This window comes from Streptomyces sindenensis (assembly GCF_014649035.1).
GTDB classification, from domain to species: Bacteria; Actinomycetota; Actinomycetes; order Streptomycetales; family Streptomycetaceae; genus Streptomyces; species Streptomyces sindenensis.
Genome location: NZ_BMSG01000008.1, coordinates 198,221 through 209,239 on the forward strand (window position 1 = coordinate 198,221; position 11,019 = coordinate 209,239).

An 11,019-nucleotide genomic window follows, 5' to 3' on the forward strand; every position below is an offset into this window, starting at 1 on the left:
CAAGGGAATGTGCAGAGAAGGAAAAGAAGAGGAAAAGGGAACCGGGACGACGGAAAAAGGATCCGCCCCCTCACCGGAGTGAGGGGGCGGAGCCTGGAGGCGTGCGACCGGTCAGTCGTTGCCGTTGCCGCTGCCCGGCGTCGTCTTCTGGATCTGGAGCAGGAACTCCGCGTTGGACTGGGTCTTCTTCATCCGGTCCAGGAGGAGTTCGATCGCCTGCTGCTGGTCGAGCGCGTGCAGCACCCGGCGCAGCTTCCAGACGACCGCCAGCTCGTCGGTGCCGAGCAGGATCTCTTCCTTACGGGTGGAGGACGCGTCGACGTCCACCGCCGGGAAGATGCGCTTGTCCGAGAGCTTCCGGTCGAGCTTGAGCTCCATGTTGCCGGTGCCCTTGAACTCCTCGAAGATCACCTCGTCCATGCGCGAGCCGGTCTCGACGAGCGCGGTGGCCAGGATGGTCAGCGAGCCGCCGTCCTCGATGTTGCGCGCGGCGCCGAAGAAGCGCTTCGGGGGGTAGAGCGCGGTCGAGTCGACACCACCGGACAGGATGCGTCCGGAGGCCGGCGCCGCGAGGTTGTACGCGCGGCCCAGGCGGGTGATCGAGTCGAGCAGGACGACCACGTCGTGACCCAGCTCGACGAGGCGCTTGGCGCGCTCGATGGCCAGCTCGGCGACGGTGGTGTGATCCTCGGCGGGACGGTCGAAGGTCGAGGAGATGACCTCGCCCTTCACCGACCGCTGCATGTCGGTGACCTCTTCAGGACGCTCGTCGACCAGGACGACCATCAGGTGGCACTCGGGGCTGTTGACCGTGATCGCGTTGGCGATCGACTGCAGGATCATGGTCTTGCCGGTCTTCGGCGGGGCCACGATGAGCCCGCGCTGGCCCTTGCCGATCGGGGCCACCAGGTCGATGATCCGCGTCGTCAGGATGTTGGAGTCGGTCTCCAGCCGGAGCCGGTCCTGCGGGTAGAGCGGGGTCAGCTTCTGGAACTCGGGGCGGCCCCGGCCGGACTCGGGCGCCATGCCGTTGACCGAGTCGAGGCGGACCAGCGCGTTGAACTTCTCGCGCCGCTCGCCGTCCTTGGGCTGGCGCACCGCGCCGGTGACGTGGTCGCCCTTGCGCAGGCCGTTCTTGCGGACCTGGGCGAGCGAGACGTACACGTCGTTCGGGCCCGGCAGGTAGCCGGAGGTCCGGATGAACGCGTAGTTGTCGAGGATGTCCAGGATGCCCGCGACGGGGATCAGGACGTCGTCCTCGGCCACCTGCACATCGCCGGCGAAGTCGTCGCGCCCACGGCGGCCGCGGCGGTCGCGGTAGCGGCCACGACGGCCGCGGCGGCCGCCCGCCTCGTCGTCGAAGTCGTCCTGCGGACCGTTGTCACGGTTCTGCTGGCCCTGGCGCTGCGGGCGCTGCCCGCCGCCGCCCTGCTGGCCCTGGTCGTCGCCCTTGTTCCGGCGGTCGCGCTGGCGCTCGCGGCGGCCCTCGCGGTCGCCGCGGCCCTGGCCCTGACGGTCGCCGCGACGGCCCTCGGCCGTGTCGGTGGCGTTCTCGGCGCGGGCGTCGCCCTTGGGCTCGGCCCGCTCCTCGGTCTTCTGCGCGGCCCCGGGCTCCGCCTTGACCTTGACCTCGGTCTTCGCCTCGGTCTTGGTGTCGGGGCTGCCCGCCTGCGCGGTGGCGCGGCGGCGACGGCGCTCGCCCGCGGGCTGGTCGTCGCTGGCCGGCTGACCGGGGATGTCGATCTGCTGCTGGGCGGCCGTGCTCTTCTCGGCGGCGGCAGCGGCGCCCTCGTCCCCGGTGCGCGCCTTCGAGGTCGCGCGGCGCTTGGGCTTGCTCTCCGCCTCGGCGGGGGCCTCTGCGGCCTTGGGGGAGGTCTTGGGGGCGGCGGATCCGCCACCCGCCTGCGCCTCCTTGATGACCTCGATCAGCTGGCTCTTGCGCATCCGCGCGGTGCCCCTGATGCCGAGGCCGGACGCGACCTGCTGCAGCTCGGCCAGGACCATGCCCTCGAGGCCGGTGCCGGAGCGGCGGCGCCGTGCGGTGGTGCCAGTGGCAGCACCTTCGGCGGGCGCGGCGCTGTCGACGTTCTTGTCGGCAGTCACGCCCATCAGATCGGTGGTGTCGCTCACGAAGGGTCCTTCCCTGGAGCGGACGTCGGCCTTCTGGCTCGGCGACCGGTTGTGCTGTCCGACTGCGGTCTGTTGATCTTGCTGGATCGCGGACCTTGCCGGGGCGGTGGTCCGCCGGGTACGGCGGAGAGATGAACGTGCGGGGTCCGGCGCGAGATCCCCCTGCTCGGCCCACTCCTGGACGAGCGAGGGGTGTCGTGCCGGTTCCGGAGCGTGCTCGAAACTGCTCAGGCAGGCTGCTCAGGCAGTTGGGGAGGCTCCCGGAAGAATGGTGGTCCCGGAGGGGGACACGAAGCAACGCGCCTCAAAGACGTCGGTTGCAGACTTGAGGTTAACACTACCGGCTCCAACAAACATTCCCCCTCTCGCTCACCGGTAATCACATGCGGCTACGCGGTCAGCGGCAGCACACTCGCGCCCGACGCGTCGAGGGCCAGCCGATTCGCCGCCCAGCCCTCTCCCGCCAATCGGGCGACCTTGTCGGCCGAACCCTCCTCCGTCAGCGCCAGGACCGTGGGTCCGGCGCCGGAGATGACCGCGGGCACGCCGTCGGCGCGCAGGCGGTGCACCAGCTCCACGCTCTCCGGCATGGCCGGGCCCCGGTATTCCTGGTGGATCCGGTCCTCGGTGGCGGCGAGCAGCAGCTCGGGGCGGCGGGTCAGCGCCTCGACGAGCAGGGCCGCCCGGCCGGCGTTGAGGGCCGCGTCGACGTGCGGGACGGTGCGTGGGAGGAGGCCGCGCGCCGTCTCGGTGAGCACGGGGCGCCCGGGCACGAAGACGACGGGCACGACGGATTCGGCGGGGTCCATCCGGATCGCCCGGGCCGAGCCGCCGTCCATCCAGGCGAGGGTGAATCCGCCGAGCAGACAGGCCGCGACGTTGTCGGGGTGCCCCTCGATCTCGGTCGCCAGCTCCAGCAGGGCCGCGTCGTCGAGGCGGGCGTCGCCGCCGGTCGTCACGGCGCGGGCGGCGACGATTCCGGCGCAGATGGCGGCGGAGGAGGAGCCGAGGCCGCGGCCGTGCGGGATGCGGTTGGCGCAGACGATCTCCAGCCCGCGGGGCTGGCCGCCGAGCAGGTCGAACGCGGTGCGCAGGGAGCGCACGAGCAGGTGGCTCTCGTCGCGGGGCAGGGTCTCGCTGCCCTCACCCGCGATGTCGATGTGCAGCCCGGAGTCGGCGACCCGGACGACGACGTCGTCGTACAGCCCCAGCGAGAGACCGAGGGCGTCGAAACCCGGCCCCAGGTTGGCGCTGGTGGCGGGGACGCGCACCCGGACGGCGGCGGCTCGGAACGCGGGACCGGCCATCGGTCGGACCACTCCTTGTAAGGCGGCGGGGATGCAGTGCGGTGGATCTGCGGCGGCGGGGTCTGCGGGGACGGGGGCGGGACATGGTGCGCACCGGGTGTACACGGGGATCCGGTGGCCCGGACCGCGTTCGCCCACGACGGCTGCCGTACCGCAGCGGACCGTCGGGCGGGTGTCGGGCGGATGGGGTACAGCTTATCGAAGGAAGGTTCTGTCGCGACATAGGGCGCACAGGAGGCGCACGATGCGTGTCGCCCGCCTCCTATGCGCTCTCCGCCCCGGAAAGAGGGCGGTTGAGCTGGGTTGTCATGGTTGACCGGGTGGCTCGACGGGGCCGACGGGCCCTGGGTCGCGGCGACTGCCGCGACCCGTCCGGCGAAGCCTCCGACGAGGCTCAGACGAGGCCGAGCTTCTCGGCGGCGGTGGCCGCGTCGACCGGGACCGTGACCGGCTGCGGGGCGCCCGCGACGGCCCAGTCGGGGTCCTTGAGGCCGTTGCCGGTGACCGTGCAGACGATCTTCTGACCGGCGTCGACCTTGCCCTCCTCGGCGGCCTTGAGCAGACCGGCGACGGACGCGGCCGACGCGGGCTCCACGAAGACGCCCTCCTGGGAAGCCAACAGCCGGTAGGCGGACAGAATCTGCCGGTCCGTCACCTCGTCGATGAAACCGCCCGATTCGTCCCGCGCGGCCAGCGCGTAGTCCCAGGACGCCGGGTTCCCGATGCGGATCGCGGTGGCGATGGTGGACGGGTCCTTGACGACCTCGCCGCGCACGATCGGCGCCGAACCGGAGGCCTGGAAGCCCCACATGCGCGGGGAGCGGGAGGAGACGCCGTCCCCGGCGTACTCGGTGTACCCCTTCCAGTACGCGGTGATGTTGCCCGCGTTGCCGACCGGCAGGACGTGGATGTCGGGGGCGTCGCCGAGCGCGTCGACGATCTCGAACGCGGCGGTCTTCTGGCCCTCGATGCGGACCGGGTTGACCGAATTGACCAGCGCCACGGGGTAGTTGTCCGAGAGCGCGCGGGCCAGGGTGAGGCAGTCGTCGAAGTTGCCGTCGACCTGGAGGATCTTGGCGCCGTGCACGAGGGCCTGGCCCATCTTGCCGAGCGCGATCTTGCCCTGCGGTACGAGGACGGCGCAGACCATGCCCGCGCGGACCGCGTACGCCGCGGCGGAGGCGGAGGTGTTGCCGGTGGAGGCGCAGATGACGGCCTTCGCCCCCTCCTCCTTGGCCCGGGTGATGGCCATGGTCATGCCGCGGTCCTTGAAGGAACCGGTGGGGTTGGCGCCCTCGACCTTGAGGTGCACCTCGCAGCCCGTGCGCTCGGAGAGGACCTGCGCCGGTACGAGCGGCGTGCCGCCCTCACGAAGCGTGACGACCGGCGTCGTCGCCGTGACCGGAAGCCGGTCCCGGTACTCCTCGATGATGCCGCGCCACTGGTGGGTGCCCTTGCTGGTCATGGGTCCTTTACTCCCCTTCAACACGCATGATGCTGGCGACACCGCGCACGGTGTCGAGCTTGCGCAGCGCTTCGACGGTCCCGGAGAGGGCGGCGTCGGGCGCGCGGTGGGTGACGACGACGAGCGATGCCTCGCCGTCCTTTCCCTGCTGGCGGACCGTATCGATCGATACGCCCTGCTCGGCGAAGACCGTCGCGACCTGGGCGAGGACGCCCGGCTTGTCGGCCACGTCGAGGCTGATGTGGTAGCGCGTGACGACCTCGCCCATGGGGCTGACCGGCAGGCGCGTGTAGGCGGACTCACCGGGTCCGGTGGCCTCGCCCAGTTTGTTGCGGCAGACCGCGACGAGGTCGCCGAGGACCGCGGAGGCGGTCGGGGAGCCGCCGGCGCCGGGCCCGTAGAACATCAGCTGTCCGGCGGCCTCGGCCTCCACGAACACCGCGTTGTAGGCCTCGCGGACGGAGGCCAGCGGGTGGCTGAGCGGGATCATCGCGGGGTGGACGCGGGCGGTGACGGAGGCCCCGTCGGCGGCGCGCTCGCAGATGGCGAGCAGCTTGACCGTGCAGCCCATGCGGCGGGCGGACGCGATGTCGGCGGCGGTGACCTCGGTGATGCCCTCGCGGTGCACGTCACCGATCTTCACGCGGGTGTGGAAGGCGATCCCGGCGAGGATCGCGGCCTTCGCGGCGGCGTCGAAGCCCTCGACGTCGGCGGTCGGGTCGGCCTCGGCGTATCCGAGGGCGGTGGCCTCGTCGAGCGCCTCGGAGTAACCGGCGCCGCTGGTGTCCATCCTGTCGAGGATGAAGTTGGTCGTGCCGTTGACGATGCCGAGCACCCGGTTGACCTTGTCGCCCGCGAGCGACTCGCGCAGCGGCCGCACCAGCGGGATGGCCCCGGCGACGGCGGCCTCGTAGTACAGGTCGCGGCCGTACTTCTCGGCGGCGGCGTGCAGGGCGGCGCCGTCCTCGGCGAGCAGCGCCTTGTTCGCGGAGACGACGCTCGCGCCGTTCTCGAACGCGGTGGTGATGAGCGTACGGGCGGGCTCGATGCCCCCGATGACCTCGACGACGACGTCGATGTCGCCGCGCCGCACGAGCGCGGTCGCGTCGGTGGTGATCAGTGCGGGGTCGATGCCCTCACGCACCTTCGAGGGCCGGCGGACTGCCACCCCGGCGAGCTCGACGGGCGCGCCGATGCGCGCCGCGAGGTCGTCGGCGTGCGTCGTCATGATGCGCGCCACCTCTGAGCCGACCACACCGCAGCCCAGCAGCGCCACCTTCAGCGGACGCGTACGCATCATCCGACCTCGTTTCTCATACATGCACATGTGGGGACCAGTCTCACTCACCGGACGGGAGTTCCTGACCCCCGTCCGGATCCTGAGATGACTATTTCATCAGCCGACATCGAGACGCAGGAGATCTTCCTCCGTCTCGCGCCGGACGATGACGCGCGCCTCGCCGTCCCGGACGGCGACGACCGGGGGGCGCAGCGCGTGGTTGTAGTTGCTCGCCATCGAGCGGCAGTACGCGCCGGTGGCGGGGACCGCGATCAGGTCCCCCGGAGCCAGGTCGGCGGGGAGGAACGCGTCCTTGACCACGATGTCCCCGCTCTCGCAGTGCTTGCCGACGACCCGGACGAGCATCGGCCCGGCGTCCGAGGTGCGCGAGACGAGCGCCACGCTGTACTCGGCGTCGTACAGCGCGGTACGAATATTGTCCGACATTCCGCCGTCGACGCTGACGTACGTCCGCAGCCCTTCGAGGGGCTTGATCGTGCCGACCTCGTACAGCGTGAACGCGGTGGGTCCGACGATGGCCCGCCCCGGCTCGACGGAGATGCGGGGCGTACGGAGCTTCGCGGCCTCGCACTCGCGGGTGACGATGTCGCTGAGCGCCTTGGCGATCTCGTGCGGCTCGCGGGGGTCGTCCTCGGAGGTGTACGCGATGCCGAGGCCGCCGCCGAGGTCGATCTCGGGCAGCTCGACGCCGTGTTCGTCGCGGATCTCGGCGAGCAGCTGCACCACGCGCCGGGCGGAGACCTCGAAGCCGGCCATGTCGAAGATCTGCGAGCCGATGTGGGAGTGGACGCCGATGAGTTCGAGCCCGTCGAGCGAGAGCGCGCGGCGCACCGCCTCGGCGGCCTGACCGTCGGCGAGCGCGATGCCGAACTTCTGGTCCTCGTGCGCCGTGGCGATGAACTCGTGGGTGTGGGCCTCGACGCCGACGGTGACGCGGATCTGCACGCGCTGGCGCACGCCGTGGCGCTGGGCGATGTGGGCGACGCGGACGATCTCCTGGAAGGAGTCGAGCACGATCCGCCCGACGCCGGCCTCGACGGCCCGCTCGATCTCGGCGACGGTCTTGTTGTTGCCGTGGAAGGCGATGCGCTCGGCGGGCATACCGGCGTCGAGGGCGGTGGTCAGCTCCCCGCCGGAGCACACGTCGAGGTTGAGCCCTTCCTCCTTCAACCAGCGCACGACGGCACGGGAGAGGAAGGCCTTGCCGGCGTAGAAGACGTCGGCGTCGGGCCCGAAGGCGTCGGCCCAGGCGCGGCAGCGGGCCCGGAAGTCGCTCTCGTCCAGGAAGTAGGCCGGGGTGCCGAACTCCTCGGCGAGCCGGGCGACGGCGATCCCGCCGACGGTGAGGGCGCCGTCCGCGTCACGGGTGACGGTGCGCGACCAGACCTTCTCGTCGAGGACGTTGAGGTCGGCGGCGGGCGCGGAGTAGTGCCCCTCGGGGAGGACGTCGGCGTGGCGGGGGCCTGCGGGATGTGCGGAGCGGCTCATCGTGATGCTCTCTCGGGTCTTTTCTGATCTCGTCAGAGATGGTCGGGCGCGCGGATGCCGAGCAGGGACAGGCCGCCGGCCAGCACCGTCCCGGCGGCTTCGGCGAGGGCCAGCCGGGCGCGGTGGGCGGCCGAGGGTTTCTCGTCACCGGCGGGCAGGGGCGGGCAGGAGTCGTGGAAGTCGAAGAACGCGTGCGCGACGGCTTCCAGCTGCCGGGCGACCCGGTCGGGCGCGCGGTGACGGGCCCCGGCGAGCAGGACACCGGGGTGGTCGGCGATGAGGTCGAGGAGGGGGCGGGCGGCGGCGTCGTACGGGGCGGGCCCGGAGCCGATCTCGCCGTACGGGGCGGGGTCGGCGTTCGCGGCCTGTGCGCCGTACGGGGCGGGCTCAGTGCTGATCTCGCCGTACGGGGCGGGCGCGGCGTTCGCGGCCTGCGCGCCGTACGGGGCGGGGCTTTCGCCGTGCGTGGCGGGCGCGGCGGCGCCCTCACCCTGCGCGGCCGCCTCGGCGGTGAACCCGAGGGCGGCGGCCCCGCGCGTGAGGGCGCGGGCCCTGGCATGGGCGTAACGGACCCGGAAGAGCGGGTTGGCCTCGCCCTGGACGAGCAGTTCGGGGCCGAGGGCGGCGCGGTCGTGTCCGGCGGCGCGCAGGAGCCCCCAGCGGGCCGCGTCGGGCCCGAGCCGCTCCAGCAGCTCCCCCGCGGTGGCCCCGGCGGGGACGGGCCGGATCCCGGTGAGCGGTACGGGGGGTGTCCCGTGTGCGTCGACGGTGACGCCGAGGCGGACCCAGTCCGGGTCGGGCGCCTGTTCGCAGGTGGTCCGGACCCGGGCGCCCTGGGCGGTGAGGAGCCGGCGCACGGTCTGGGCGGTGACGGCGGCGCGGACCTCCCGCGCGTGGTGGAACTGGTGGGCCTCGTCCCGGAGGGCGTCCCCGTGCCCGTACGCGAGGCCCTGTTCCCGTACGGCGGCGAGCACGGCCCGGTCGCTGACGGCCGGGGCGTCGAGGGTGAAGCTCAGGAATCCGGGTCCGGTGATCTCGACCCGTCCGACGCCGGGCTCGGCGGCGACGCGTTCGCGCAGGATGCGGGCGACCTCCAGCGCGGGCAGCGCGGCGGGGCCGGCGAGCTGGAGGGCGACGGCGCAGGCGTAGTCGCCGCTGCCGCCGGGCCGGGTCCGCTCCACCCGCACGCGCGCGGGCACGGGCGCGCGCAACGCATCCTCGTCGACCGCGCGGCGCACGGCGTGCAGCACGGTCCGGGAGAGGTCGGCGGGGGTCACGGGTCAAGCGTAGGTGAGAGAGGGGGGCACTTCGCGAACCGGTTTCGCCATCCGGTCAGCCGGGCCCGGTTCCACGGGACGGGCCGGCCGGTCCGGTCCGGCGCGCCGGTCAGCCGGCGGTGCTCCCCGCCCGCCCGGCACCGCGCCGCCCGTCCGCCGAGGGCTCTTCCTCCCCGGTCACCAGTCGGCGCATGATCCGCACCAGTTCGCTCGGCTCGAACGGCTTCGCCAGGAAAGCGTCGACCCCGGCCGCCACGCCCGCGTCGACCTCGTAAGGCGTGCAGGCGCTGATGACGGCGATGGGGAGAGCGCGGGTGCGGGGGTCGGAGCGCAGCCGGGTGGCGGTCTCCAGACCGTCCAGCCGGGGCATCACGACGTCGAGGGTGATGGCGTCGGGGCGTACTCTCCCGACCAGGTCCAGAGCCTCGACACCATCGGCCGCGGTCACGACCTCGAAGCCCTCCAGCTCGAGATTGACCCTGATCAGCTGCCGGATGACCTTGTTGTCGTCGACAACAAGCACGCGGCCGTACGCCCCTGACACCCTTCGAGAGTAGGTCGGCCCGAGGGGCGGCGTCCGGGTTTTGTCCACTTCCGCCCCCGGACGGGTGGCCACCGCCCCCGCCCGGCGCTTCGGCGGAATACCTGTTCACGGACACCCCGTCGGAGCTGGTAGTGTTTCACCCGTCGCAGAGCAACACCGCGATTCGCCCCCGTAGCTCAGGGGATAGAGCATCGGCCTCCGGAGCCGGGTGCGCAGGTTCGAATCCTGCCGGGGGCACTTCCGGATTAAGAGCCTGACCTGCATTTATGCCGGTCAGGCTCTTCTCGTTCCGCCAGGCGCGCCGAAGTCGCCGGGCGGAGAGATGATGGGCGTAGTCGAAGAGCCTCGGGGTGAAGCCGCGCAGGCGGGTACAGCAGAGGTGAGCGCGCTGTCACGGAGACCGCGAGCCCCTTGACGACGTGAACGAAGCGTGATCGTCATGAGCATCCCCCAGTCCAACGCCCCTCAGTGGCAGCCGCAGCCACCACCGCGGAGTCCGCGCAAGAAGCACCGGGTCTTCCTGTGGGTCTTCCTGGGCGTCCAACTCCTCTTCCTGATCTGGCTGATCGCCGGGATCGCTTCCGGCTCGGGCACTCCCGAGGACTGCGGAACGCTGGACAAGCAGGCCTGCAACGACGCCGAGAACGCAGGCACCGCGATCGGCGTGGGCCTGATCATCGTCCTGTGGGCCGTCGTGGACGTCATTCTGGGCATCACGTACGCGGTCTACCGCCTCGCGAGGCGGCCGTAGCCGCCCCGCGAAGTTGTCCCGGCTCGCTCCGGGGGCGGCGAGCTCGCCCCCGGAGACGTGAGCCTTCAGAACTTCCCGTCGACCGGGATCCAGCCGGACCAGGCCTCGGGCTGGTAGAACTTTCCGGTGTCGCCGTCGTAGCGCAGGATCCGCAGGCGTACGTTGCCACTCTCGCGGTAGTCCTTGTTGCAGGTCGCCCAGGTGTTCACGCCGAGCTTGTTGACGCAGACCTCCTCGGCGCGCCCGTAGTCGGTGTAGACCCCGACGGCCGCGGACATGCCGTCCTTCTTCGTGTCGCCGGCCCAGATGATGTCGCCGTTGTGCTGGAAGCACCCGCTGGAGCCGTAGGCGGCGGTCGCGCCGAGGCAGGTGCTCGACGGCGGAGCGGCCGTGGCGGCCGCCATCGTGGCCGCCGGTCCCGCCGTCTCGTCCTCGTCCGTCGTGAAGGGGAACTCCGCGCCGGGTTCCGTGGCGCGACCTTCGAGAATCCTCACGTCGCCGGGCAGCTGGATTTCCACGGGGGTCTCCGGGGCGTCGTCGGCGAGCGCCGGCGTCGCGGTGACGGCCGAGAGGGCGAGTGCCGACGCCCCGGCGAGAACGCTCAACTTCGAGCGCCAGTTTTCACGCATGCTTCACTACCCCCGCGCCTGACCTCTGTGACGAGATCATCAATTATCAAATGTGAACAGGGTGTGAGACTAACTGATCGTTTCAGAATGCCGCCCGAAGCCGTCGGAGACAGATGATGCTGCAGGCA

The 11,019-nt window shown here is 71.7% G+C and carries 9 protein-coding genes and 1 tRNA gene; 2 read left to right on the top strand and 8 right to left on the bottom strand.

Annotation, left to right across the window (positions count from 1 at the left end):
- Positions 1-111: 111 nt before the first annotated feature.
- The 7 genes from rho to IE145_RS12715 form a co-directional block, all read right to left on the bottom strand.
- The gene (gene rho, locus IE145_RS12685; protein ID WP_189521024.1) at positions 112-2,130 is read right to left on the bottom strand and encodes a transcription termination factor Rho; all 2,019 of its coding nucleotides are present in this window, start codon (positions 2,128-2,130) and stop codon (positions 112-114) included.
- Positions 2,131-2,519: 389 nt separating this feature from the next.
- Positions 2,520-3,437 (bottom strand): homoserine kinase, encoded by a 918-nt coding sequence (gene thrB / locus IE145_RS12690; RefSeq protein ID WP_189521025.1) that lies wholly within the window; start codon positions 3,435-3,437, stop codon positions 2,520-2,522.
- A gap of 394 nt (positions 3,438-3,831) precedes the next feature.
- Positions 3,832-4,902, bottom strand: coding sequence for a threonine synthase (gene thrC, locus IE145_RS12695; protein ID WP_189521026.1), 1,071 nt, complete (start codon positions 4,900-4,902; stop codon positions 3,832-3,834).
- 7 nt (positions 4,903-4,909) lie between these two features.
- Positions 4,910-6,199, bottom strand: coding sequence for a homoserine dehydrogenase (locus IE145_RS12700; RefSeq protein WP_189521039.1), 1,290 nt, complete (start codon positions 6,197-6,199; stop codon positions 4,910-4,912).
- Positions 6,200-6,298: 99 nt separating this feature from the next.
- Positions 6,299-7,690: a diaminopimelate decarboxylase gene (gene lysA / locus IE145_RS12705; RefSeq protein WP_189521027.1), complete on the bottom strand. Its 1,392-nt coding sequence runs from the start codon at positions 7,688-7,690 to the stop codon at positions 6,299-6,301.
- A gap of 32 nt (positions 7,691-7,722) precedes the next feature.
- A complete protein-coding gene (gene nrtL / locus IE145_RS12710; RefSeq protein ID WP_189521028.1) occupies positions 7,723-8,967 on the bottom strand; it encodes an ArgS-related anticodon-binding protein NrtL in 1,245 nt (414 codons plus the stop codon).
- Positions 8,968-9,076: 109 nt separating this feature from the next.
- The gene (locus IE145_RS12715; RefSeq protein ID WP_189521029.1) at positions 9,077-9,490 is read right to left on the bottom strand and encodes a response regulator; all 414 of its coding nucleotides are present in this window, start codon (positions 9,488-9,490) and stop codon (positions 9,077-9,079) included.
- Positions 9,491-9,676: 186 nt separating this feature from the next.
- Between IE145_RS12715 and IE145_RS12720 the strand changes: the two genes are divergently transcribed.
- Positions 9,677-9,748: transfer RNA gene (locus tag IE145_RS12720), tRNA-Arg, on the top strand.
- A gap of 202 nt (positions 9,749-9,950) precedes the next feature.
- Positions 9,951-10,262, top strand: a complete 312-nt coding sequence (locus tag IE145_RS12725; RefSeq protein ID WP_229825530.1) for a hypothetical protein — start codon at positions 9,951-9,953, stop codon at positions 10,260-10,262.
- Between the two features lie 65 nt (positions 10,263-10,327).
- Here IE145_RS12725 and IE145_RS12730 read toward each other — a convergent pair whose 3' ends face one another.
- A complete protein-coding gene (locus IE145_RS12730) occupies positions 10,328-10,891 on the bottom strand; it encodes a hypothetical protein (RefSeq protein ID WP_189521031.1) in 564 nt (187 codons plus the stop codon).
- Between the last annotated feature and the right edge of the window lie 128 nt (positions 10,892-11,019).